This window comes from Brevundimonas sp. (assembly GCF_027484365.1).
In the GTDB taxonomy this organism is placed as follows: Bacteria; Pseudomonadota; Alphaproteobacteria; order Caulobacterales; family Caulobacteraceae; genus Brevundimonas.
In genome coordinates, this window is record NZ_JAIXTC010000017.1 from 1 (window position 1) to 22,870 (window position 22,870).

The window sequence follows — 22,870 nt, forward strand, 5'->3', positions numbered from 1 at the left end:
GACGCGCCAGTTCGGGTTGAACCGGTAGCCCAGACGCGCGAACGCGGCCCAGCCGTCGTTCACTTCGGCGTTCCAGTTCACGCCGTTGCCGGACGCTTCCAGGTTGATGTCGTCGATCTTGTGGTAACCGGCGTCGATCGCGCCGTACCAGCCGTCCGGCTCAGCCGAAGCAGCACCAGCGGCGAAAAGCCCCGCGGCCGCGACGCTGGCGAGAAGTTTCAGCTTCATGTCAGTCCTCATATCGTTGAATGCCTAAAGGCCACGCTTACACGTGACACTCACCGGGCCGAACGGCAGAGTTGGCCCGGGGTTCCTCATTTCGGTTCGCAATACGGCGACTGTGGCGCCGTTTCAACACATATCCCCCCCTTGGCGAGCCGCCGCAGGCTGATATGGGGTGATCAACGATAAGGGAGACCTCAGATGGCAATGCGATTCGACGGCAAGGTGGCGATCGTGACCGGAGCGGGCGGGGGGCTCGGGAGAGAGCATGCTCTGGCCCTGGCCGCGCGGGGCGCGAAGGTCGTAGTCAATGACCTCGGCGTGGCGCGGGACGGCGCGGGATCCTCGACCAGTCCGGCCGAGGCTGTCGTGGCCGAAATCCAGGCTGCGGGCGGCGAGGCCATGGCCAACGGCGCCTCGGTCACGGACTACGAGGCCGTGAAGGCGATGGTAGCCGAGGCGACCGCGCGGTGGGGGTCGGTCGACATTCTTGTCAACAACGCCGGCGTTCTGCGGGACAAGTCGTTCGCCAAGATGGAGATCGAGGATTTCCGCTTCGTCGTCGACGTTCACCTGATGGGAGCGGTGAACTGCACGAAGGCGGTGTGGGACGGGATGCGCGAGCGGAACTATGGCCGCATCGTCATGACCACCTCGTCGTCGGGCCTGTACGGCAATTTCGGCCAGGCCAACTACGGCGCGGCCAAGATGGCGGTGGTCGGCTTCATGCAGACCCTCGCCATCGAGGGCGCCAAGAACGACATCCGGGTCAACTGCCTGGCCCCGACGGCCCACACCCGCATGACCGAGGACCTCGGCGCGGCCCTGCCCCTCGAAGCCCTTGGGCCGGAACTCGTTTCGCCGGGCCTGCTGTATCTTGTCAGTCAGGAGGCGCCTACGCGCTGCATCCTCGGCGCCGGCGCCGGCGGGTTCGAGCGGGCCTACGTGACCCTGACACAGGGCGTCCGGATCGTCGGCGAGGACGCTCCGGAGCAGGTCGCGGCGCAGTTTGAGGCCATCTCTGACCGTACCGGCGAGATCGTGCCGGAGATGGGCGCCGCCCAGGGTATGATCGAACTGTCCAAGGCCCAGAAGGCTCATTCCTGACACGTCAAACCGGTCAATAATCTGGTCAACAAGCGGTCAGTCAAACTGGCCAGGAATCTGGTCAATCCGACCAACAGAATCGTCAAGGTCGCCAAAGTCGACCGACAGGGAGAGAATGATGCGTGAAGCGGTAATCGTGTCGACGGCACGGACCCCCATCGGGCGCGCCTATCGCGGCGCCTTCAACGACACCCAGGCGCAGGCGCTCGGCGCCCACGCCGTCAAACACGCCGTCGCCCGCGCCGGGATCGACCCGGCCGAGGTCGAGGACGTCGTGATGGGCGCGGCCCTGCAACAGGGTTCGACCAGTCAGAACGTCGCCCGCCAGATCGCCCTCGCGGCCGGCCTGCCCTCGACAGTCGCAGGCATGACCATCGACCGCCAGTGCGCCTCGGGCCTGATGGGGATCGCCACGGCCGCCAAACAGGTGGTGTTCGACCAACAGAAGGTCGCCGTCGGCGGCGGTCTGGAATCCATATCCCTGGTCCAGAACCAGCACATGAACTTCCATCGGATGAAGGACGAGGCGCTGCTGAAGCTGTCGCCCCACATCTATATGTCGATGCTGGAGACGGCCGAGGTGGTGTCGCGCCGCTACAACATCAGCCGCGACCGCCAGGACGAATACGCCCTGCAATCGCAGCAGCGCACGGCCGCCGCCCAGGAAGCCGGCCGCTTCGACGCCGAGATCGTGCCGATGACGACGACCATGCAGGTGGTCGACAAGGCGACGGGCCAGGCCTCGGCCAAGGAAGTGACCCTGTCCAAGGACGAGGGCAACCGCGCCGACACGACGCTGGAAGGCCTGAAGTCGCTGAAACCCGTCTTCGGCGGGGGCGAGGAGATCCAGCAGGGCGAATTCATCACCGCCGGCAATGCATCCCAGCTGTCCGACGGAGCCTCGGCCTCGGTCATCATGGAGGCCGGCGAAGCGGTGCGTCACGGCCTGCAGCCGCTCGGCGCCTATCGCGGCATGGTCGTCGCCGGTTGCGAGCCGGATGAAATGGGCATCGGCCCGGTCTATGCGGTGCCCAAACTGCTGAAGCGTCACGGCCTGACCATGGACGACATCGGCATCTGGGAACTCAATGAGGCCTTCGCCGTCCAGGTCCTGTACTGCGCCGACACCCTGGGCATCCCGATGGATCGCCTGAACGTCTCGGGCGGCGCCATCTCGATCGGCCACCCCTACGGCATGTCGGGCGCCCGGATGACCGGCCACGTCCTGATCGAGGGCAAGCGTCGCGGCGCCAAATACGGCGTCGTGACCATGTGCATCGGCGGCGGCCAGGGCGCGGCCGGCCTGTTCGAAATCTACTGAGAACAGCCGAAAGCCGCGCCTCTTTGAAGGTGGCCCGAAACGCAAGCGTTTCGGGCTGCGCGGCCGGCCTGTTCGAGATCTACTGAGGACAGCCAAGAGCCGACAGTCTTCAAAGCCCGGGCGGTTCGAGAGTCACCAAGACAACGGCGGCGTCGAGGGTTCAGTGATCCTCGACGCCGAACTGTTCCCGCAGATGGGCGCGCCATTTCGCGCGCAAGCCGGCGGGTCGCGCCGGGTAGCGTTCGTCCAGAACCTCGGCGACCAGCACCCGGTCGGTCCGGAACATGCGAAAATCGTCGCGGGTCTCGCACCAGGCGGCGACGATCCGGGTGGTCTCCCGATAGGCAACCGAGAAGGGCCAGATGGTCCGGCGCGTCTCGACCCCCTTCTCGTCCCTGTAGTGGAGTGCGACCTTCCGCGCCGCATGGATGGCGCCGCGCACGGCAGCCATGTCGATGGTCTCGGGCAGGACGTTCCAGCTCCTGGGCGCGCCCAGGGCCGGCTCCAGCACCACCGGCCGCAGCCGTTCGGGCACGGTGGAGGCGATCTTGGCGATCAGGTCGCGGGCGGCGCGGGCCAGGGCCGGGTCTCCCCTGCCCGCCACCCACTGGGCGCCCAGTACAGCGGCCTCCACCTCGTCAGAGGTCAGCATCAGGGGCGGCATGTCGAAGCCCGAGTCCAGTACATAGCCGATGCCGGCCTCGCCCCGGATCGGCACGCGCTGGGCCATCAGGGCGGCGATGTCCCGATAGACGCTGCGTTTGGAGGTCTCGAGTTCGGTCGCAATCGCTTCCGCCGTTACGGGCTGCGAGCTCCTGCGCAGGAGCTGAACGATCTGGAACAGACGGTCTGCGCGTCTCATCGGCTTCCCTGGTACGCTATCGCTCGACGCGCGGCGTCTCACTGCTTGAGCGTCCCGTACCGGACGACTGCTGACAGCATGCTGGCAGCAGGGTGGCGGTAGTCAATCTCCGTGGCCGGCGAGGGCGCTCGGCCGATGGGAGAGATCGACATGCTGACCCTGTTTCACGCCCCGAAATCGCGTTCATCGCGCCTGGTCTGGCTGATCGAGGAACTGGGGGCCGATTGCCACATCGAGTACGTCGACATCCGCCGCATGATGGACGGTTCAGGCGCGCCCGACCCGAGGAACCCGCACCCGGACGGCAAGGTCCCGGCCCTGATTCACGACGGCTCCCTGATCACCGAGTCAGCGGCGGTCGCCCTCTACCTGACCGGCCTGCATCCGGAGGCCGGGCTGGGCTTCCCGCAGAGCTCGCCGCATCGCGGCCCCCTCCTGACCTGGATCTGCTGGGCCGCAGGCGAATTGGAGCCGGCCCTGTGGAGCGAGATCACTGGACAGACCAAGCGCGATGTCTTCGCCCTTGAGCGTTACGAGGCGGCCATGGCGCGGATTCTCGAATCGCTTTGGGTCGGGCCGTACCTGATGGGCGACCGGTTCACCGTCGCCGACGTCATGATCGGCGCGTCGATGAGCTGGGGCCGGGAGCATCTGCCGGACAGCCCGCTGATCGACGACTATCTGGCGCGCATCCAGGCGCGGCCGGCCTACAGGCGCGCGATGGCACGGGACGGCGCGACCGCCCACAGCGCGGCGGCCTGACCGTCAGGCCGCGTCCGCACGCGTGTGAAAGGGCGCGTCCCCGTCGCCGACGATCTCCACCGCGTTCAGGGCGCCGACGAAGCTGTCACGCCAGATCCCGACGTCGGTGTCGCGCACGACCTGCATCAGGGCGGCCCATTTCCGGACCCGCTCCGACAGCGGCATCGTCAGGGCCTTCTTGATCGCCTCCGCCACCTCCTCGCGGCTGAACGGATTGACCAGCAGGGCCTCGCCCATCTGTTCTGCGGCGCCGGCGAAGCGCGAAAGGATCAGGACGCCCGGATCGTCGGGGTTCTGTGCGGCGACATATTCCTTGGCCACCAGGTTCATGCCGTCGCGCAAGGGCGTGACCAGACAGACCTTGGCGGCGCGATAGATGCCGGCCAGCTGATCGCGGCGATAGGACCGGTTCAGATAGCGGATCGGCTGCCAGTCCATGTCGGCGAACTCGCCGTTGATCCGGCCCGCCAGGGCGTCCAGACGCGCCCGGATATCCTGGTAGGTGTCGACGTCGTCGCGACTGATCGGCGTGACCTGCACCAGGAAGACGTCGGCGCGCATGTCGGGATTGTCGAACAGAAACTGCTCATAGCCGAGCATCCGCTCTTCCAGCCCCTTGGAATAGTCGAGCCGATCGACACCCACCATCATTGAGCGGAAGGCGGCCGAGGCCGCCATACGGTCATAGGTGCGGGTGCCTTCGCGTGAGTTCCGGGCATCGATGAAGGCCTGAACGTCGATGCCGATGGGGAAGACGCCGATCTGGACCCGACGCCCGAACGCCTCGAGCCCTCCGTAGCCGGACAGTTCGCCCCGCGCCTCGGAAATCACGTAGTCGCGGAACAGATCGAGCCATTCCTGGGTCTGGAATCCGATGAGATCGTAGGCGAACAGACTTTCGACGAGCCGCCTGTGGTGCGGGAGGGTCACCAGCAATTGCCGCACCGGCCAGGGCGTATGAAGGAAAAAGCCGATCCGGTTCCTGATCCCCAACCGCCTCAGATCCCGGGCCATCGGGATCAGGTGGTAGTCATGGATCCAGATGACGTCGTCCGGTTCGATCAGGGGCGCAAGAACCTCTGCGAACCTCCGGTTCACCCGCTCATAGCCCTCGCCGTATGACCGCTCGTAGGCGGTCAGATCGACGCGATGGTGGAACAGGGGCCACAGGGTCTTGTTGGCATAGCCGTTATAGTATTCCTCGACGTCCTGGGCCTCCAGATCCACCAGGGCGACGGTGACACCGGCGCGGTCCTCGTATTTGAGATCGCCCGTGAAATGGTCTGTCGTCTCTCCCGACCAGCCGAACCACAGCCCGTCGTATTTCCGCAGCGCCGCAGACAGGGCCATGGCCAGTCCGCCTGCGGATCCCGCAGCGGGATCGACAGGGGCGGAAACGCGGTTCGAAACGACGATCAATCTACTCATTGCGATCGACAACGTTGCAACGAAGCGAAAAGATCAAACGCGAAGTCGTGACCGGGAGGGCGGACGCACGTCTCATCGCACGTCCGTCCACGACCGGCTGAGCAGGACCGCGCAGTTGATGATCCCGACCAGCGAATAGGTCTGCGGATAGTTGCCCCACAATTCGTTGTCGCCGAGCGAGATATCCTCCGACAGCAAGCCCGCATGGGTCCGGCGGCTGAGCATCTGCTCGAAGATCTCCCGGGCCTCCTCCGTCCGTCCGTTCAGGTGGAGGGCCTCGATGAACCAGAAGGTGCAGAAGTTGAACGCCGTCTCCGGCTCGCCGAAATCGTCGGGCTCGACGTAGCGGAACAGGTAGGGCCCCTTCTTCAGATCCCGTTCGATCGCATCGAAGGTCGCGACCTGGCGGGGATCCTGCGGGTCCAGAAAGCCCAGATCGACGAGTTGCAGCAGCGAGGCGTCCAGCTCCATCCCACCGAAGCTTGCGCCGAAACGGCCCTCCTGCGGAATGAAGGCCTCCTTCTCGATCCGCTCACGGATGATCCGGGCGCGATCCCGCCAGACCTCGGCGCGCAGGTTCAGCCCCAGCTGGTCCGCCGCCTTCGACAGGCGATCGCAGGCGGCCCAGCACATGACCGACGAATAGGTGTGCACCCGGGCGATGGTCCGGAACTCCCACAGGCCCGCATCAGTCTGATCGTGCATGGCGAAGGCCCGTTCGCCGACCTTCTCAAGGGCATGGAAATCATCCACCGTGCCCGGCCGCAGCAGGCGCTGGTCGTAGAAGGACTGGACCAGAGGCAGGACGATCTGTCCGTAAACGTCGTGTTGCAGGTGCTCGCGCGCCTGGTTTCCGACGCGCACGGGCTTCATCCCGCGATAGCCCTCGACAGAGGTGACGATCCGCTCGTCGATGTCTTCTTCAAGGCCGACCCCATAGACGGGCTGGACGTGCCCTCCGCCCGAGGAATCGACCAGATTCCTCAGATAGACGAGGTAGTTTTCCAGCATATCGACTGCGCCGAGCCGGTTCAGCGCCCGTACCGTGTAATAGGCGTCGCGGATCCAGCAGTAGCGATAGTCCCAGTTGCGCCCGCTCTCGGGAAACTCGGGCACCGAGGTCGTCATGGCCGCGACGATGGCCCCCGTCTCCTCATAGGCGCAGAGCTTCAGCGTGATCGCCGCCCGGATCACCGCCTCCTGATAGTCCAGAGGGATGTAAAGGGTGCGGACCCAGTCCTTCCAGTAGGCGACGGTGCGATCCAGGGTCGCCGCGACACCCGGCCCGACCTCCTGGTCGTAGCCCTCGTCCGGCCCGAGAAAGAAGGTCAGGGACCGTTCAAGCCGGAATATCCGCTCTTCCAGCACGTGGGACACAGGGCAGTCCGTGGTCAGGCGAAGGGTGACCTCGCTGCACAGGTAGCGGATGTGGTTCGAACCGGACGTCAGGTCCGCCCGGCGGGCGCCCCAGTCGGCGGAGGGGCGCAACCGCACCCGGATTCGCGGCGCCCCGTCCAGGGGCCGGACGATCCGCGCGAAGGCCAGAGGCCGGTAGGTCCGCGAGTGTTTCCGGTGTCGGGGCGCGAAATCGATGATCTCCACCGCGGCCCCGTCCTCGGCCGTCAGCACGGTGCGCAGGACGGGCGTATTGTCGGCATAGGCCTGGCTGACGTGTTTCAGACCCTCCAGTTCGATGTCCCAGAAGCCGTGCTCCGGGGCCTCGCCGTTCATCAGGGCCGAAAAGACCGGATCGCCGTCCACGCGGGGCGCGCAGGCCCAGACGAACCGGCCGTTGCGATCGATCAGGGCCGAAAGGGCGCAGTTGCCGATGGGCGCGAGATCCAGCGAAGGGCGCAGGGCCGAGGCCATGGTCACTGTCCCGCCTCCGCTGCGACGGCCTCAAGCCAGTCCATCACGGTCGCGACGTCGCGCAGGCCGTAGCGCGCCGCGGTCGCCCGGTGCGGACCGACAAGAACCCCGAACCCGCCGAGCGCCCCGGCGGCGCGAAAACCCGCCTCGTCGGTCAGGTCGTCGCCGACCATGACCGGCGTCGCCCCCGCGAACGGCGGCTCCGCCATGAAGGCCGTGACGGCTCCGCCCTTGTCGGCGCCGGGGGTCCGGAGTTCCAGCACCATATGGCCGGGCTGGAGTGTCAGGCCGCTGGTGTCGGCCAGTTCGCGCGCCAGGACGAGGGCCTCATCCGCGCTGGCGGGCGACTGCCGATAGTGGAGGCCGGCCGAAATCCCCTTGTCCTCGACGAGGACTCCGGGCCGGTCGGCGGCGAAGCGCTGGAAGGCGGCCAGGGCCTGGGCGACCCCGGGCGCCGCCGGGGGACGATCGACCATTCCGTCCCGGCGGCGACGTTCGAGCCCGTGTACGCCGGCGGCGGAAAGAGCGGCCCGGCCGGCGATCCGGTCGATCTCATCCAGCGTCCGTCCACTGACGACCGCAAGGCGACCGTCGAGCGCGTGATCCAGCCGTCTCAGGACTGCGGTTCGCCTCGGATCCGCCATGACGGCGTCCGGCGTCGGCGCCATCGGGGCCAGAACCCCGTCGAGGTCGAGAAACAGCGCCAGCGACTGCGCCAGCGCCACAGGGGGCGCGGGAAGGGCTTCGGCGAGCGTTCCGGTGTCTGACGGCATGAAAATCCAGGTGAGTTGGCGGTCCCCTCAGCCTCAACGCGCCCGTCCGGCAAAGGTTGAGCGGTTTCGGCCTGAACTTCCGGTACGGTGGTCCGTCACCCTTGCGACCTTCCATGTCGCTCCATTGTGAAACCCCGCCGGATGGGGCAATTCCGCCGCACGACAACGACAGACGCCCGCCGCGCGCCGCGCCGGCTGAAAGGGCGCCGCATCAGAAGGACGGCTCATGCCCCTCGACGCCCCCGCCTCCCCACCCGAAGCCGTCGGCGCCATGACCGATCGCGCGCGCGAGGTGATCCGGCTGAACATCGAGGCCCTGCAGGCGCTCGAACGGACGGTAGACGCCAGCATCGCACGCGCTTGCGACGTCATCCTGTCGCGACCCGGCTATGTCGTTGTCACCGGCATGGGCAAATCGGGCCACATCGGCGGAAAGATCGCGGCCACCCTCGCCTCCACCGGCACCAACGCCTTCTTCGTCCACCCCGCCGAGATGAGTCACGGCGACCTGGGCATGCTGCGCGGGGACACGACCCTGCTGGCGATCTCAAGCTCGGGCGAGAGCCGCGAACTGCGCGATCCCCTGCTGTTCTGCCAGCGCAACAACATTCCGGTCATCGGCATGACCCAACGCGGGTCGTCGTTCCTCGCCCGCATGTCCGCGGTGCCCCTGGTGATGCCCAGCGTGGCCGAGGCCTGCGCCAACGGCCTGGCGCCCACCACCTCGACCCTCATGACCCTCGCGCTCGGCGATGCCCTCGCCATGGTGCTGATGGACCGACGCGGCTTCTCGGCGACCGATTTCGGCATGCACCACCCGGGCGGATCGCTGGGCATGAGCCTGCAGAGCGTACGCGAATGGATGGGCGACAATCACGCACCGCCGCCGACCGTTCCGCTGGACGCCGTCTTCGCCGACCTCGTCGCCCGCATCACCGAGGGTCGGAAGGGGGCGGTCGCCGTTCTCGACGAAGACGGAACACTGGCCGGAATGATCACCGACGGCGACATCCGCCGCGCCTTCGCCCAGGATATCGGTCGGATCACAGCAGCCGACATCATGAGCAAGTCGCCGATCACCGTCACGCCCGACCAGCGGATGAGCGACGTCGTCGACCTGCTGACCGCCAACAAGATCACGAATCTGTTCGTCGTGGTGGACGACAGGCCAGTCGCCATCGTCCACATCGCCGAACTGATGCAGGCGGGTTACGTCTCCTGACAGCGGTTCGCTTGCAGTTGACCCCTGCCGGGCAAGGGTCTACCCCGCAAGCCAGCCGCGCGACGCTGCCGCCGGTCCGGAAAAACCACGCCGAAGGCTGGATTTGGATACGTCGCCTGATGTCGCGGAGCGGTCCCTTCGCGCTGATCTTCCAAGCGTTTTCGTGAGCGACACGCCTACGACGCCGGCAGGCGCGTCAAGTGTCGCCCCGGATGCGAAGTCGCGGGCCACGATTTGCGTCGACGGGTTCAACATCGCCATGGCCAGGGGATCGGGCATCGCCACCTATGGCCGCAACCTGCTGTCGACCCTGGGCCGGCTCGGGATGGACGGGCAGGTCTTGTACGGTCCGGTCGCCAGGCGGTCTTCCAGCAATGTCGTGAACGAAGCCGCCCTGGTCGATCCCGACCGCCCGGGTCCGAAGGTCAAGAAGTTCGAGCGCTTTCTGCGCACCTATACCAGCCGGTTCGGTCAGTCGGCCTGGCCGATCAAGCCCAGCGGCGAAGTCGTCTGGCCGTCACGTGGCGGCGGGCGGCCTGAAGCGAGCGCCTACTGGGCGGCCCGGGATCTGTTTCATATCTCGAACCGCTGCTTCAACGCCTACGGCAAGGAGACGCCGGTTGATTTCGCCGCCTCGGACGAGATCAAGCGACCGGACGCCATGCAGTGGACCGCAACCCTGCCGCTTTATGCGCGGGGCGTGCCCAACATCTACACGATCCACGACCTGATCCCGCTGCGCCTTCCGCACACGACGCTGGACGACAAGGCGACCTACCTGGCGCTGTGCAAGATGATCGCCCGGCGCGCCGACCACATCGCAGTGGTTTCAGAGACAACGCGCCAGGACGTGATCCGCCTGCTGGACGTGTCGGAGGACAGGGTCACCAACACCTATCAGGCCGTGGACCTGCCCGAGGCCCTCACCGGCCGCAGCCAGGAAGATGTGACCATAGAGCTGGAGGGTGTCTTCGACCTCGGCTGGAAAGAGTATTTCCTCCATTTCGGCGCCATCGAGCCCAAGAAGAACCTCGGCCGCATCGTCGAGGCCTATCTGGCCTCGGGTGTGGAAACGCCGCTGGTCATCGTCGGCGGCCGCGCATGGCTGGACGAGGGCGAGACCGCGCTCCTGAACCAGGTCATGCGGGACGGCGGCCCCAGCGCCCAGCGCATCCGACGCTACGAGTACATGCCGTTCTCCCTGCTGATCAGTCTGATCCGCGGAGCGAAGGCGACGCTGTTCCCGTCGCTCTATGAAGGCTTCGGCCTGCCGGTGCTCGAGTCCATGGCCCTGTCCACCGCCGTCCTGACCTCTACCGGCGGCTCCCTGCCGGAAGTCGCGGGCGACGCGGCCGTCATCGTCGATCCCTATGACGTCCAGGCCATGACGCGGGGTCTCCGCGCCCTGGACGGCGACGAGGCGATGCGGGACGACCTGGTCCGCCGGGGCCTGACGCAGTCCGCGAAATTCTCGGTCGAAGCCTACCAGGGACGGCTGTCCGCAATGTACGGCCGCATCGGCCTCTCGTGACGCGATCGGTTCTCTTCGACGCCAGCCGGCTGCTCAGCCGGATCGAACGGACCGCGCCGACGGGGGTGGACCGCGTCTGCCTGGCCTATGCGGAATGGCTGCTGTCCCTGCCCGGCGTCCAGGTCACTCCGGTCAGGAGCCGAAACGATCAGCTGGTCGTCGTTGACGAGGTCTGGTTTCGAAAATGCATCGCCGCCATGCGATCCCGCTGGACCGGCGCGTTCTTTGAACGCTCCCTGACCGAGGACGAGATGCGGTTGATGACCGCGCTGAGCAGCGACACGAAGTCGTCAGACTCGGTGATCGGAACTCCGCCCGCTGATCCGGGGCGGACGCCGGGACGACGCCGGCGCGTCTGGAAGCAATTCTTCCGCTCGCAGTGGATCCAGAACCTTCCGGACAGCACCCTCTATTTCAACGTCGGCCACACGGGACTGGGCGACGCTCGCATCCTCATGGAACTGCGCGAACGGGACATCGAGCGGATCGTCTTCCTGCATGACCTGATCCCCATCACCCATCCCGAGTACTGCCGCCCCGGCGACCGGGACAAGCACCGCGAACGGGTCCTGAACACCCTGAACACCGCGTCCAGGATCGTGGTCAACTCGCGCTATACGGCCGATGAGCTCGCCGCCTTCGCCGAGCGCGAAGGTGTGACGCCGCCGCCGATCCATGCTGTGCACCTGGGCCTGGAGCCGACTTTCCTGACTCCGCTGACGGCGGCGACCCCCCGTCCCTATTTCGTGCATATCGGCACGATCGAGGCGCGCAAGAACCTGGCCTTCCTTCTGTCGATCTGGCGACGGCTGCACGAACGGATGGGCGATGCAGCGCCACAGCTGGTTCTGGTCGGCCGCTACGGCTGGGAGAACGAGGCGGTTCTGGATCACCTCGAACGCTCGCCGGCCCTTCGGGGTCTGGTGCACCAGGCCGCAGACCTGCCGGACTCGGCGCTCGCGACCCTGATGGCCAGCGCAAGAGCCCTGGTCGCCCCGTCCTCTGTCGAGGGATTCGACCTGCCGGCCGTCGAGGCCTCTGCCCTGGGCGTGCCCCTGATCGCCTCCGACATCCCCGTGCACCGCGAACTGGTCCCCAACGCGCAGCTGATCGATCCACTGGACGGGCTCGGCTGGCTCGATGCGTTGGAAAAGGCCGCCCGCCAGCCGCCGAAGTCCGTGCCGTTCACGGCTCCGACCTGGGGCCGTCATTTCGCCGAGGTCGGCCGGCGGGTCGGTTTGACGGATTGACGCCCCGGCGCGTTGTGCGACGACGACTTGCGCTGGCGCGTCAGGTCAAAGGCCGGTAATCACGGCGCTGTACTGCTGAGTTCGGACACCATGACGAGATCCATCCTCGCCCTTCTGATCGTCGCCATCCTCGGTGGCTGCTCGACCTTGCCCCGCGACGGACCCTCGGGACGCGCCGTGGAGCGGGGCGCGGAAGCCGATGTGGATGGATCGGACTATGCGATCGTGGATCTGGACTATGCGGCTGCGGAGCGGATCAAGTCCGTCCCGGCCCAGTACCTGGGTTCGCTCGCGGCTGCCTCGAGCACGGCTCCGGTCGACGTCATCGGCGAAGGCGACCAGCTCTCCATCGCAATCTACGAGCCCAGCGGCGCCCTGTTCGGGGGCGGCAGCGGTAACGACAGCATTCGCTCAGGCAACCAGGCCCTGCCCGACGTCATCGTCGATCGCAACGGCAACGTCGCCGTGCCCTTCGCAGGCCCTGTCCGTGTGGCCGGTCTGACCACGACGGAAGCCGGCGGCGCGATCCGCCGCGCCCTGATCGGCCGGGTCGGCAATCCGCAGGTCTCCGTCACCCTCGCCGAGAACGCCTCCAACACCGTGACCGTTCTGGGCGAAGTCAAACAGCCCGGCCGCGCCCCCCTGTCGGTCAATGCCGACACCCTTCTGGACGTGATCGCCGCCGCGGGCGGCGCCAGTCGACCGGTTCAGGACATCCAGGTCCAGATCCGCCGGAACGGCCAGACCTATTCCGCGCCCATGACCGCCGTGACCACCGAGTTCGCCGAAAACGTCCGTCTGCAACGGGCCGACCAGATCAACCTCGTCTTTTCGCCACGCCGGTTCTCGACCTTCGGAGCCCTGGGCGCGGTGACCCGTCAGGACATGCCGGCGGGCGAGCTGACCCTCGCCGGCGCCCTCAGCATGGCGGGCGGCCTCAACGACGGTGCGGCCAATGCTCGCTCGGTCCTGGTCTTCCGCTTCGAGCGGCCGGAGGTCGCTGCGGCTCTCGGCGTGACCCAGCCGGCGACGGTCAAGGGCGTCCCTGTCGTCTACCGCCTGAACCTGGAGGAAGCGTCCGGCTTCTTCACCGCCTCAAGCTTCCAGATTCAGCCAGAGGACATCGTCTACGCTCCGCGAGCCCTGTCGGCCGAGGTCCGGAAATTCTTCGAGGTGGTCCAGTCGGTGTCGCGCGTCGTCTACGACATCTCGGTTACGAGCGCCCTGAACACGAACTGATCGCGATGGCCGCCTGGAGAGAATGGCTTCTGGGCAGTCGCGGGCGCGGCAGGCGCAACACCGGGCTGGCCGTCGCGACCGGCGACATGTGGGAGCGGGCAGGTCGACGCGCCCCACCGACCCTGCCGGCCATTGCAGAGGTCGAGTCGAGCGCAATCGAGGTCTACGCCGCCCATGGCCTGCCCACGCAGCACGGCCACTACCAGCGCGCTCCGGGCGCCCCCGAATGGACCTGGCTGGCGGAGGAGCTCCCGGCCGAACTGCGATGGGCCATGGTGCTGGAACGCCCGCCGGAGCACGGATGGCGATACGCCACCCTTGAAGACATCGGCCGCTTCCCGGGCGCATCGGACGAGTTGCTGGCGGCGGCGAACCTGCTGGCCGAGTGCCGCCACCTGAAGGACCGGCTGACCGGGCGCGAGCCGGGCGAGCCCGGCGACGACATCCAGACCGCCATCCGTCTCGGCTTCGAATGGCACGCCCTGAAAGACGCCATGGCGTGGAAGGAGAAGGCGCGGCTGAAGCTGACGACCCCCACCGACGCCCTGCCCGGGCCGGACGCCGATCCCGGGCCAGAAAGCGCGCCTGCGTCGGAGGCCGGTCCTACGACTGAACCGGCCGGCTCGTCCGATCTTCAGCCGGAACTCGACCTGGGAACCACGCCTGCGCCCGCGAAACCGCCCCGCAAGCCGCGAAAGCCCCGCAAGCCGAAATCGGATTGATCAGGCCGCGGCCCGGCCGTCCGTCATCGCCCCGGCCAGCAATTCCAGCGAGCGCACCCGCGCGCCGTGGTCCCAGATCTGGCTGGTGATCATCAGTTCGTCCGCGCCGGTGGCCGCCGTGAAGGCGTCGACCGCGGCCCGGACCGTCGCGGGCGAACCCACGGCGGAACAGGACAGGGCCTGGGCGATCATGGCGCGCTCGCCTTCGTTCAACGACTCGGCGTACCCGGCCCTCGGCGGCGGCAGCTTGCCGGGGCGGCCGCTCCTCAGGTTCACGAACGCCTGCTGGACCGATGAGAACAACAGCCGCGCGGCCTCGTCCGTCTCCGCCGCGAAGACGTTGTAGCCAAGCATCAGATACGGCTTCTCAAGCCGCGCCGAGGGCCGGAAGGTCTCCCGATAGATACGGATCGCTGACATCATCTCTGTCGGCGCGAAATGGCTGGCGAAGGCGTAGGGCAGGCCCAGATGGGCGGCCAGCCGGGCGCCGTAGGTTGACGAGCCGAGGATCCAGACCGGAACAGCCTGCCCCTCGCCGGGGTTGGCCCGGATACGCTGGTCCCCGGTCGCCGGCTCGAACCAGTGCATCAGCTCCATCACGTCCTGCGGGAAGCCGTCGACGTCGCCCTGCAGGGTCCGCCTGAGCGCCCGGGCCGTCGCCTGATCCGACCCCGGCGCGCGGCCCAGTCCGAGGTCGATCCGGCCGGGATAGAGGGCGTTCAGCGTGCCGAACTGTTCGGCGATCACCAGCGGCGCGTGGTTGGGCAGCATGATCCCGCCGGCGCCGACGCGAATGGTGCTCGTCGCACCGGCCACAGCCGCGATCACGACCGAGGTCGCGGCCGAGGCGATCCCTGGCATGTTGTGATGCTCGGCCAGCCAGTAGCGGTTGTAGCCCAGCCGCTCGGTGTGCCGGGCGAGGTCGATCGTGTTCGCCAGGGCCCGCGAGACGTCAGAGCCCTCGGGCACCGGCGCGAGATCGAGAACAGAGAGTGTTGCCATCCCCGCCATATGGGGACGACCGGTGCCCCCGCAATCAGAGGCGGCGCGTCGGCCGGGCGGGGAGAGACTTCGTCCGATGTCCGGACGAAAAACACCCTGACGAAACGGACGAAACGGACGAAGTCGCCGCCGGTCCCAACGCTCTGCGAACCGTGGACGGGATTGTACCTCAGCCGCAGACCAGGGCGCACCCGAACCCGGAAACGGCCCGCAAAGCCCGTCACAGCGGGAATCAGGGCGTCGAACGAGATTTTATCGTCGACGCTCCGGAGCGGATCAGGCGGCGTTGGCCGCCTTGCCGCTCCTGGCCTTCTCGGCCGCCTCATAGGCGCGCATGCCCTCGACGATCAGCTCCGCGGCCTCGCCGGCATCGCCCCAACGCTTGACCCGGACCGACTTGTTCTTCTCCAGGTCCTTGTAGCGGGTAAAGAAGTGCTCGATCTGCTCGACCATGATCGTCGGCAGCTGCCGATAGCTGGCGATGTCGGTGTAGTAGGGATGCAGGGCGTCAACAGGCACGGCCAGGATCTTGTCGTCGCCGCCGGCCTCGTCTTCCATCATCAGCACGCCGATCGGGCGCGAGCGGATGACGCAGCCCGGCACCACCGGGGTCGGGTTCAGAACGATCACGTCGCAGGGATCGCCGTCATCTGCGAGGGTGTGCGGCACGAAGCCGTAGTTGCCGGGGTAATACATCGCCGTGTGAAGGAAACGGTCGACGAACAGGGCGCCGGACGCCTTGTCCATTTCATATTTGACCGGCAGGCCCCCTTGCGGGATCTCGATGATCACGTTCAGGTCCCAGGGCGGGTTCGGACCGACGGGAATGGCGTCGATGTTCATGCTCGGCTCGGATTTGTGCAGGTGCGAAGGGAGGGCGTGATAGGCCTCCTGACGGCGAACGGCAAGCGGAACGGCCGCAGACGGTATCTGACGGCCCTGGGAGTCTGGCGGAAATGACCACGATCGACTGGCTGGGTCTGGGCCTCTTTTTCCTGTGCTGGCTCGGTTACGGCCTGCTCCTGAGGCTGCTGGCGCACCGAAGCGGCACGCTCAACACCGACATGCTGACCGTTCGTCACGCCTGGATGACGGCGATGACGCACCGGGAGATCCGGCTGCTGGACAGCCAGCTGCTTGGACATTCGATCAACTCCGGCTCCTTCTTCGCCTCCTCCAACCTGCTGTTGATCGCGGGCGTCGGGGGCATCCTGTTCGGCGGGGATCAGGCTTTGCAGGGCTTCACCGCCGTCGGCGCCGAGCAGGTGCCGATCAAGCTTCTTGAGGCCAAGCTGGGACTGGTGCTCCTGTGCCTCGCGCGCGGCCTGCTCGATTTCATCTGGTCGATCCGTCAGATGAACTACGCTCTCGCCCTGATCGGCGCCGCGCCCGAGGTCCACTCCGAGGCCGACAAGGTCGCGTTCGGCGAGGCGACGGCCGAGGTCCTGAACCCGGCGCTGGCCGCCTTCAGCCAGGGGGTGCGCGGCTACTATTTCGCCCTCGCCGCCGCCGCCTGGCTGTTCGGCCCGATCTGGCTGTGCGCGGGCGTGCTGTCGGCCTTCGCCCTGCTGGTCTGGCGTCAGTCCGGGTCCCCCGCCGCCCGCGCGATCCGGACCGCCAGACGGCTTCTGGAGGTCAATCGCGAGCGCGGATTCTGATCATTTCGCAGCGCAGCAATTGCTCCGGATGCGGATCGCGCAAGAAACGTGTCCTGAAAGCGCTTACATTGCGGCGGAACGGCTGTGTCTACCGGTAACAAGGCGTGATCAGTGATCATAAAAGCCCGCTTGACGCGTTGTGCACCGCAACCTAGATTGACCTCCGACGCCTCCGGGCGTCTTGCCCTTCCTGGGCGTTTCCTCCCTATAGACTTTTATGCCGCGCCTTCGGGCGCGGCTTTTTTTCGCCCGACGCCGGTTCAGCGCGGCCAGGTCTCGGCGGCCAGGGCGACAATGACCCGGTCCAGGGCCTTGCTGAACCGCCCGTAGTCTGCGGACGGCTCCAGCGTCGCCTCGTCCAGATAGAGCGCCCGGTTCAGTTCGACCTGGACGGCCTGAAATCCCTCATCGGGCCGCCCCCAGCGCTCAGTCGAGTAGCCGCCCGCATAGGGGGTGTTCAGCCCGACCCGCCATCCCTGGGCCTCGAACAGGGCGCGGATCCGCCGCATGGTCGCCCCGCGACAGGCCGATCCGTGCCGGTCCCCCAGCACCACATCGACACCCCGCCGGTTTCGACCGCCCGCCCCGGCGGCGCGGGACGGCATGGAATGCCAGTCGATCAGCAGGGCGACCCCGTGCCGATCCCGCGCGGCCTGCATCAGGTCGCCGAGCGCCTCATGATAGGGCGCGTGCACCCGCTCCAGCCGGTCGACGGCCTCCACCCGGGTCAGCCGCCGATCGTAAAGAGGCGTCCCGTCCCCGGCCCGGCGGGGAATGACGCCGAACCCGGCCGAGACCCTGGCCGTCGGCGGCGCCTCGATGTCGCCGTCGACAAGGGCGGGGTCCAGTTCCGTCGGCGCCCGGTTCAGGTCGACATAGGCGCGCGACACCCGTCCGGCGACGATCGGGACGCCGCGTTGCGGACCCTCGGCGATCAGCCCGTCGACTCCGACGTCCTCGGCGCTGCGCAGGGTCGACAGGGCGAGGCCTGCGGCCTCCCCCATGTCGCCGGGCCGGTCCCTGCCGGAGTGGGGCGAGGCGAACACCATCGCGCCCGCCTCCCCCGACGCCGGCGTCACGACGAAGGGGGACGGAGGACGGGATGCAGGCATGCTGGCGTCGAGCGGCGGCGTCATGCTTCCCGCATAGGGCCTGATCCGGAAAAGTGCGACGCGGATCTCCACGCGATCCGCGAGGTTTTCCACGGACCTGTCGATGGACCGGGTCATCCTGGCGCAGGAATTTCATGGCCGGTTTACCGTTACCGGATTAGCGTCGAGGGTCTGAACAGGGGACTACCACCTATGGCGCGCATTCTGCTGGCCGAAGACGACGCCTCGCTGCGGGGCTTTCTGACCCGCGCGCTCGAACGGGCGGGCCACCAGGTCATCGACTGCGAGAACGGCGACGACGCCATCGACGCCCTCGAGCACGGCCCCTACGACCTGCTCCTGACTGACATCGTCATGCCGGGGGCCGACGGGATCGAGGTGGCCCGAGTCGCCGCCGCCCGCCAGCCGGGCCTGCGCATCATGTTCATCACCGGTTTCGCCGCCGTCGCCCTGAGCGCCGCCCAGGCCAGCCCGCAGGCCAAGGTCCTGTCCAAGCCCGTCCACCTGCGCGATCTCGTCAGCGAGGTCGAAAAGATGTGCGCCGCAGCCTGAGGCATTGGTGCGGGCTATCGCTCCCCGCGCGGCGGCTCGCTGCTTGAGCCAGTAGAGCGGGCTATCGCTCCACACGCGGCGGCGCGCTGCCTGAGTGCAAGGGTTCGTTCGGCCTCGACGGGGCGCCCGGGCAACGCGGCTCCGCGAGCCGGACGGCAGCGCCCTTGAAGGGATGCCCCAATATCACCCCCGTTTCGCCCTTGCAGCCGTCGCACGGGCTGGTTATAGACCGCTCCTTCCCGTTCCGGACCCGTCCGGAACCGTCTTGGCGGATGCGTAGCTCAGCGGGAGAGCACCTCGTTGACATCGAGGGGGTCACAGGTTCAATCCCTGTCGCGTCCACCATTCTCTCTTCCGGAACAGTCGAAGCGTTGAAGCCGGCGTCCGCTCGACCCTGATCGCCGGTCCGGTACACGGCCGCACCCTCGACTGACCTTGAGACCTGTCGGGAACCGGACGATACAGCGGCATGACCGATACGCCCGCCGCCGACATGACCTATGCCCGCTATCTGGACCTGGACCGGCTGCTGGCCGCCCAGAGCCCCGTCAGCGACGAACACGACGAAATGCTGTTCGTGGTCATCCATCAGACCAAGGAACTCTGGCTGAAGCAGATCCTGCATGAGGTCGCCCTGGCCCAGTCGCTGGTCCGCGCCGGTGACCTGGTCCCCGCCTACAAGAGCCTGGCGCGGGTCAGCCGCATCCAGGCCGTGATGACCCAGAGCTGGGATATCCTGGCCACCATGACCCCGGCCGACTACCTGCGCTTCAGGGGCGTCCTGGGCTCCAGCTCGGGCTTCCAGAGCGACCAGTTCCGCCGCTTCGAGACCATGCTGGGTCTGAAGGATGCGAAATTCCTGTCGTTCCAGCAGGACCGGCCCGAGGCCCATGCCGCCCTGGCCGAGGCCCTGGCCGCCCCCAGCCTCTATGACGACGCCCTGGCCCAGATGGCGAAGGCCGGCCTGCCGGTCCCGGCCGAGGTTCTGAACCGTGACGTCAGCCAGCCCTATCAGCCGTCCGAAGCCGTCGAGGCCGCCTGGCTGGAGGTCTATCGCGACACCGAGCGCTGGTGGCCCTTCTACCAGCTGGCCGAAAAACTGGTCGATCTCGACGACGCCCTCCTGACCTGGCGGCACAAACATGTGGTGACGGTGGAGCGGATCATCGGACGGCGTCGCGGCACCGGCGGCACCGACGGGGTCAGCTACCTGTCCTCGACGCTGGAGCGGCGCTGCTTCCCCGAGCTGTGGTCACTTCGCACGAAGCTGTGATGCTGAAACGGAACTGGACCCGGCCGGAGATCAACGGCTATCACCGGACCTGACACCGGTTTCCGCTCCCGCGAGGTTCGCTTGACCCATCCGCTGCGCCTGCACCCCGATCGTCTTTTCCCCGCCGATCCGGAGACCCGGGCGGTGGCGCGTCGGCTCTATGCGGGGATCAAGGACCTGCCGATCGTCAGCCCGCATGGCCATACCGATCCGGCCTGGTTCGCGCAGAACCAGAACTGGGCCAATCCGGCGGAGCTGCTGATCACCCCGGACCACTATGTCTTCCGCATGCTGTTCAGCCAGGGCGTGGCCCTGGAAGACCTCGGCGTGCCGCGCGCCGACGGCGGACCGGTGGAAACCGATCCCCGCAAGATCTGGCGTCTGTTCGCCGAGCGCTACCACCTGTTCCGGGGCACCCCGTCGCGGATGTGGCACGACTGGGTCTATTCCGAAGTGTTCGGCATCGACGTGCGTCTCTCGGCCGAGACCGCCGACCACTACTACGACATCATCGACGCCGCCCTGAAGACCGAGGCCTTCAAGCCCCGCGCCCTGTTCGAGCGCTACAATATCGAGGTCATCGCCACGACCGAGAGCCCGCTCGATCCGCTGGAGCACCACGCCGCGATCAGGGCCTCGGGCTGGTCGGGCAAGGTGGTCACCGCCTATCGCCCGGACCCGGTGCTGGACCCCGATTTCGAAGGCTTCCACGACAATCTGGTGCAGTTCGGCGACCTCACGGGCGAGGACGTCTCGACCTGGGACGGCTACCTCGCCGCGCACCGGACACGCCGCGCCTTCTTCGCCTCCCATGGCGCGACCTCGACCGACCACGGCCACCCGACGGCCTTCACCGCCAATCTCGACCCCGCCGAAGCCGCCGCCCTGTACGAGCGGGTCGCGACCGGCCCGGTTTCGGCGAAGGAGGCCGAACTGTTCCGCGGCCAGATGCTGACCGAGATGGCGCGCATGAGCCTGGACGACGGTCTGACGATGCAGATCCACCCGGGCAGCTTCCGCAATCACAACGAGGTCGTTTTCCGGAAATTCGGCCGCGACAAGGGCGCCGACATCCCGACCGCGACCAACTATGTCGCCGACCTGAAGCCGCTGCTGGACGCGTTCGGCTCCGAGCCGGGCCTGACCATCATCCTCTTCACCCTCGACGAGACGTCCTACAGCCGCGAACTGGCGCCTCTGGCCGGCCACTATCCGGCGCTGAAGCTGGGCCCGCCCTGGTGGTTCCACGATGCGCCCGAGGGCATGCGCCGTTTCCGCGAGCAGGCGACCGAGACGGCCGGCTTCTACAACACTGTCGGGTTCAACGACGACACCCGCGCCTTCCTGTCGATCCCGGCCCGCCACGACGTGGCCCGCCGCATGGACTGCGGCTGGCTGGCCAAGTTGGTGGTCGAGCACCGGATGGAGGAGGACGAGGCTCACGACCTGGCCCGCGCCCTGACCTATGATCTGGTCAAGGCGGCCTACAGGCTGTGAGCCGTCTCTCGAACGCGAGCCTCGCCGGCCTCCCTGCCGAGGTCGAACGCCCGGGCTATGATCGTGGGTCGGTGAAGACCGGCGTCGTCCATCTCGGCATCGGCGCCTTCCATCGGGCGCACCAGGCGGTGGTGTTCGACGACGCACTGAGGTCGGGCGACCTGCGTTGGGGCGTGCTGGGCGTGTCCCTGCGGTCGCCCGGAGTCCGCGATCAGCTGACGCCCCAGGACGGCCTGTACAGCCTCGTCGTGCGCGACGGCGTCACTGACCGCACCCGCATCATCGGCGCGGTCCAGGGCGTGCGGGTGGCCCCGGAAGACCCCGCAGCGGTCGTGGCGGCCATGGCCTCGCCCGATGTCCACCTCGTCACCCTGACGGTGACCGAGAAGGGCTATCGCCTCGACCCGGCCTCGGGCGGCCTTCTGACCGGCGATCCCGACGTCGCCGCCGACCTCGCGGACCTGTCGCAGCCCCGCACCGCTCCCGGTTTCCTCGTCGCCGCCCTCGCCGAACGCCGTCGCTCAGGCCTGCCGCCCTTCACCGTCGTGTCCTGCGACAACCTTCCGCACAACGGCGCCCGGGTCCGCGCCGCCGTCCTGGCGATGGCCGGGGCCCACGACCCCGCCCTGGCCCGATGGATCGAGGCCGAGGGCGCCTTTCCCCAGACCATGGTCGACCGGATCGTCCCGGCCACCACGCCCGACGACATCGCCGTCCAGGCCGCCCGGATCGGCGTCCGCGACGAGGGTATGGTCAAGACCGAGCCCTTCACCCAGTGGGTCATCGAGGACCGGTTCGCCGGCCCGCGTCCCGACTTCGCAGCGTTCGGCGTTCAGCTGACCTCAGAGGTCGCGCCCTGGGAGGACGCCAAGCTGCGGCTGCTGAACGGCGCCCATTCCTCGATCGCCTATCTGGGCGGCCTGGCGGGCCTTGAATTCGTGCATCAGGTCGTCGCCATCCCGGCCTTCCGGGCCTTCGTCGAGCGCCTGTGGGACGAGGCGGAGACCACGCTGAACCCGCCGCCCGGCCTCGACATTCCGGCCTACCGCCGCGACCTGATGGCCCGGTTCAGCAATCCGTCGCTGCAGCACCGCACGCGCCAGATCGCCATGGACGGCTCCCAGAAACTGCCGCAGCGGCTGCTGGCCACGATCACGGCCCGGCTGGACGCCGACCGGCCCATCGACGCCCTGGCGCTCGGCGTCGCCGGGTGGATTCGGTGGCAGGACGGGGTCACCGAAACCGGCGAAGGCTTCAAGATCGATGATCCCATGGCCGCGACCCTGGCCGGCGCCCTCGTTGACGCCGTGACCGCCACCGACCGCGTTCGCGCCGTTTCCAGCCTGACCGGGATCGTCGCCCCCCGCCTGGCCGACGACGACCGGTTCACCGGGATGGTGGCCCACCATCTCGACGGCATCGCGGTCCAGGGCGTCGAGGCGTGGCTCAGCCGACAGGCCTGACGGCC

20 protein-coding genes, 1 tRNA gene and 1 pseudogene are annotated in these 22,870 nt (G+C 67.6%); 14 read left to right on the top strand and 8 right to left on the bottom strand.

From position 1 onward, the window contains the following. Positions 1-228 (bottom strand): annotated as a pseudogene (locus tag Q0044_RS06880) (cell envelope biogenesis protein OmpA); the annotation flags it as partial. A gap of 195 nt (positions 229-423) precedes the next feature. Here Q0044_RS06880 and Q0044_RS06885 point away from each other — a divergent pair. Both Q0044_RS06885 and Q0044_RS06890 read left to right on the top strand, forming a co-directional pair. After that, positions 424-1,329 carry an SDR family NAD(P)-dependent oxidoreductase gene (locus Q0044_RS06885; protein WP_298161018.1) on the top strand — a complete coding sequence of 302 codons (906 nt, stop codon included), beginning with the start codon at positions 424-426 and terminating at the stop codon, positions 1,327-1,329. 118 nt (positions 1,330-1,447) lie between these two features. After that, positions 1,448-2,650: an acetyl-CoA C-acyltransferase gene (locus tag Q0044_RS06890; protein WP_298161020.1), complete on the top strand. Its 1,203-nt coding sequence runs from the start codon at positions 1,448-1,450 to the stop codon at positions 2,648-2,650. 160 nt (positions 2,651-2,810) lie between these two features. Here Q0044_RS06890 and Q0044_RS06895 read toward each other — a convergent pair whose 3' ends face one another. Next, positions 2,811-3,512, bottom strand: coding sequence for a helix-turn-helix transcriptional regulator (locus Q0044_RS06895; protein WP_298161022.1), 702 nt, complete (start codon positions 3,510-3,512; stop codon positions 2,811-2,813). 150 nt (positions 3,513-3,662) lie between these two features. On the opposite strand from Q0044_RS06895, the gene Q0044_RS06900 reads away from it, so the two are divergent. After that, on the top strand, positions 3,663-4,274 hold the full coding sequence (locus Q0044_RS06900; protein ID WP_298161025.1) for a glutathione S-transferase family protein: 612 nt from the start codon (positions 3,663-3,665) through the stop codon (positions 4,272-4,274). A gap of 3 nt (positions 4,275-4,277) precedes the next feature. Here the strand turns inward: Q0044_RS06900 and Q0044_RS06905 are convergent, their stop codons facing one another. The 3 genes from Q0044_RS06905 to otsB form a co-directional block, all read right to left on the bottom strand. Next, positions 4,278-5,702, bottom strand: coding sequence for an alpha,alpha-trehalose-phosphate synthase (UDP-forming) (locus tag Q0044_RS06905; RefSeq protein WP_298161026.1), 1,425 nt, complete (start codon positions 5,700-5,702; stop codon positions 4,278-4,280). 72 nt (positions 5,703-5,774) lie between these two features. Next, entirely contained in the window at positions 5,775-7,571 is a 1,797-nt protein-coding gene (locus tag Q0044_RS06910; protein ID WP_298161028.1) for a glycoside hydrolase family 15 protein, read from the bottom strand. A 2-nt stretch (positions 7,572-7,573) separates the two neighbouring features. After that, positions 7,574-8,344 (bottom strand): trehalose-phosphatase, encoded by a 771-nt coding sequence (gene otsB / locus Q0044_RS06915; RefSeq protein ID WP_298161029.1) that lies wholly within the window; start codon positions 8,342-8,344, stop codon positions 7,574-7,576. A 226-nt stretch (positions 8,345-8,570) separates the two neighbouring features. Here otsB and Q0044_RS06920 point away from each other — a divergent pair, with 226 nt between their 5' ends. The 5 genes from Q0044_RS06920 to Q0044_RS06940 all read left to right on the top strand — a co-directional run bounded on the left by Q0044_RS06920 (position 8,571) and on the right by Q0044_RS06940 (position 14,308). After that, positions 8,571-9,566 carry a KpsF/GutQ family sugar-phosphate isomerase gene (locus Q0044_RS06920; RefSeq protein WP_298161031.1) on the top strand — a complete coding sequence of 332 codons (996 nt, stop codon included), beginning with the start codon at positions 8,571-8,573 and terminating at the stop codon, positions 9,564-9,566. Positions 9,567-9,729: 163 nt separating this feature from the next. Beyond that, positions 9,730-11,097 carry a glycosyltransferase family 4 protein gene (locus tag Q0044_RS06925; RefSeq protein ID WP_298161033.1) on the top strand — a complete coding sequence of 456 codons (1,368 nt, stop codon included), beginning with the start codon at positions 9,730-9,732 and terminating at the stop codon, positions 11,095-11,097. After that, positions 11,094-12,347 carry a glycosyltransferase family 4 protein gene (locus Q0044_RS06930; RefSeq protein WP_298161035.1) on the top strand — a complete coding sequence of 418 codons (1,254 nt, stop codon included), beginning with the start codon at positions 11,094-11,096 and terminating at the stop codon, positions 12,345-12,347. The genes Q0044_RS06925 and Q0044_RS06930 overlap by 4 nt, the downstream gene beginning before the upstream one ends. A 90-nt stretch (positions 12,348-12,437) precedes the next feature. Continuing rightward, positions 12,438-13,586 carry a polysaccharide biosynthesis/export family protein gene (locus Q0044_RS06935; protein WP_298161037.1) on the top strand — a complete coding sequence of 383 codons (1,149 nt, stop codon included), beginning with the start codon at positions 12,438-12,440 and terminating at the stop codon, positions 13,584-13,586. A gap of 5 nt (positions 13,587-13,591) precedes the next feature. Beyond that, positions 13,592-14,308, top strand: coding sequence for a hypothetical protein (locus tag Q0044_RS06940; RefSeq protein WP_298161038.1), 717 nt, complete (start codon positions 13,592-13,594; stop codon positions 14,306-14,308). Here Q0044_RS06940 and Q0044_RS06945 read toward each other — a convergent pair whose 3' ends face one another. Both Q0044_RS06945 and ppa read right to left on the bottom strand, forming a co-directional pair. Beyond that, complete coding sequence (locus Q0044_RS06945; RefSeq protein WP_298161040.1) at positions 14,309-15,310, bottom strand: LLM class flavin-dependent oxidoreductase; 1,002 nt, start codon at positions 15,308-15,310, stop codon at positions 14,309-14,311. It abuts the gene before it with no gap. Between the two features lie 276 nt (positions 15,311-15,586). Beyond that, entirely contained in the window at positions 15,587-16,153 is a 567-nt protein-coding gene (gene ppa / locus Q0044_RS06950) for an inorganic diphosphatase (RefSeq protein WP_298161042.1), read from the bottom strand. Positions 16,154-16,266: 113 nt separating this feature from the next. Here ppa and Q0044_RS06955 point away from each other — a divergent pair, with 113 nt between their 5' ends. Further along, positions 16,267-16,968: a DUF599 domain-containing protein gene (locus Q0044_RS06955; protein ID WP_298161044.1), complete on the top strand. Its 702-nt coding sequence runs from the start codon at positions 16,267-16,269 to the stop codon at positions 16,966-16,968. Positions 16,969-17,228: 260 nt separating this feature from the next. Here the strand turns inward: Q0044_RS06955 and Q0044_RS06960 are convergent, their stop codons facing one another. Next, complete coding sequence (locus tag Q0044_RS06960) at positions 17,229-18,197, bottom strand: N-formylglutamate amidohydrolase (protein WP_298161046.1); 969 nt, start codon at positions 18,195-18,197, stop codon at positions 17,229-17,231. A gap of 75 nt (positions 18,198-18,272) precedes the next feature. On the opposite strand from Q0044_RS06960, the gene cpdR reads away from it, so the two are divergent. The 5 genes from cpdR to Q0044_RS06985 all read left to right on the top strand — a co-directional run bounded on the left by cpdR (position 18,273) and on the right by Q0044_RS06985 (position 22,865). Next, positions 18,273-18,632, top strand: coding sequence for a cell cycle two-component system response regulator CpdR (gene cpdR / locus Q0044_RS06965; protein ID WP_271084958.1), 360 nt, complete (start codon positions 18,273-18,275; stop codon positions 18,630-18,632). A 270-nt stretch (positions 18,633-18,902) separates the two neighbouring features. Beyond that, positions 18,903-18,977 (top strand) — tRNA-Val (locus Q0044_RS06970). Between the two features lie 124 nt (positions 18,978-19,101). Further along, a complete protein-coding gene (locus Q0044_RS06975) occupies positions 19,102-19,905 on the top strand; it encodes a tryptophan 2,3-dioxygenase (RefSeq protein WP_298161049.1) in 804 nt (267 codons plus the stop codon). Between the two features lie 81 nt (positions 19,906-19,986). Continuing rightward, positions 19,987-21,402, top strand: coding sequence for a glucuronate isomerase (gene uxaC, locus Q0044_RS06980; protein ID WP_298161051.1), 1,416 nt, complete (start codon positions 19,987-19,989; stop codon positions 21,400-21,402). Then, positions 21,399-22,865, top strand: coding sequence for a mannitol dehydrogenase family protein (locus Q0044_RS06985; RefSeq protein ID WP_298161052.1), 1,467 nt, complete (start codon positions 21,399-21,401; stop codon positions 22,863-22,865). Before uxaC ends, Q0044_RS06985 begins: the two co-directional genes overlap by 4 nt. Positions 22,866-22,870: the final 5 nt, after the last annotated feature.

Bases quoted from the DNA above. Each gene is read 5' to 3' on its own strand.
- Q0044_RS06885 (WP_298161018.1), top strand. From the start codon at position 424: ATGGCAATGCGATTCGACGGCAAGGTGGCGATCGTGACCGGAGCGGGC.
- Q0044_RS06890 (WP_298161020.1), top strand. From the start codon at position 1,448: ATGCGTGAAGCGGTAATCGTGTCGACGGCACGGACCCCCATCGGGCGC.
- Q0044_RS06895 (WP_298161022.1), bottom strand. From the start codon at position 3,512: ATGAGACGCGCAGACCGTCTGTTCCAGATCGTTCAGCTCCTGCGCAGG.
- Q0044_RS06900 (WP_298161025.1), top strand. From the start codon at position 3,663: ATGCTGACCCTGTTTCACGCCCCGAAATCGCGTTCATCGCGCCTGGTC.
- Q0044_RS06905 (WP_298161026.1), bottom strand. From the start codon at position 5,702: ATGAGTAGATTGATCGTCGTTTCGAACCGCGTTTCCGCCCCTGTCGAT.
- Q0044_RS06910 (WP_298161028.1), bottom strand. From the start codon at position 7,571: ATGGCCTCGGCCCTGCGCCCTTCGCTGGATCTCGCGCCCATCGGCAAC.
- otsB (WP_298161029.1), bottom strand. From the start codon at position 8,344: ATGCCGTCAGACACCGGAACGCTCGCCGAAGCCCTTCCCGCGCCCCCT.
- Q0044_RS06920 (WP_298161031.1), top strand. From the start codon at position 8,571: ATGCCCCTCGACGCCCCCGCCTCCCCACCCGAAGCCGTCGGCGCCATG.
- Q0044_RS06935 (WP_298161037.1), top strand. From the start codon at position 12,438: ATGACGAGATCCATCCTCGCCCTTCTGATCGTCGCCATCCTCGGTGGC.
- Q0044_RS06940 (WP_298161038.1), top strand. From the start codon at position 13,592: ATGGCCGCCTGGAGAGAATGGCTTCTGGGCAGTCGCGGGCGCGGCAGG.
- Q0044_RS06945 (WP_298161040.1), bottom strand. From the start codon at position 15,310: ATGGCAACACTCTCTGTTCTCGATCTCGCGCCGGTGCCCGAGGGCTCT.
- ppa (WP_298161042.1), bottom strand. From the start codon at position 16,153: ATGAACATCGACGCCATTCCCGTCGGTCCGAACCCGCCCTGGGACCTG.
- Q0044_RS06955 (WP_298161044.1), top strand. From the start codon at position 16,267: ATGACCACGATCGACTGGCTGGGTCTGGGCCTCTTTTTCCTGTGCTGG.
- Q0044_RS06960 (WP_298161046.1), bottom strand. From the start codon at position 18,197: ATGACCCGGTCCATCGACAGGTCCGTGGAAAACCTCGCGGATCGCGTG.
- cpdR (WP_271084958.1), top strand. From the start codon at position 18,273: ATGGCGCGCATTCTGCTGGCCGAAGACGACGCCTCGCTGCGGGGCTTT.
- Q0044_RS06975 (WP_298161049.1), top strand. From the start codon at position 19,102: ATGACCGATACGCCCGCCGCCGACATGACCTATGCCCGCTATCTGGAC.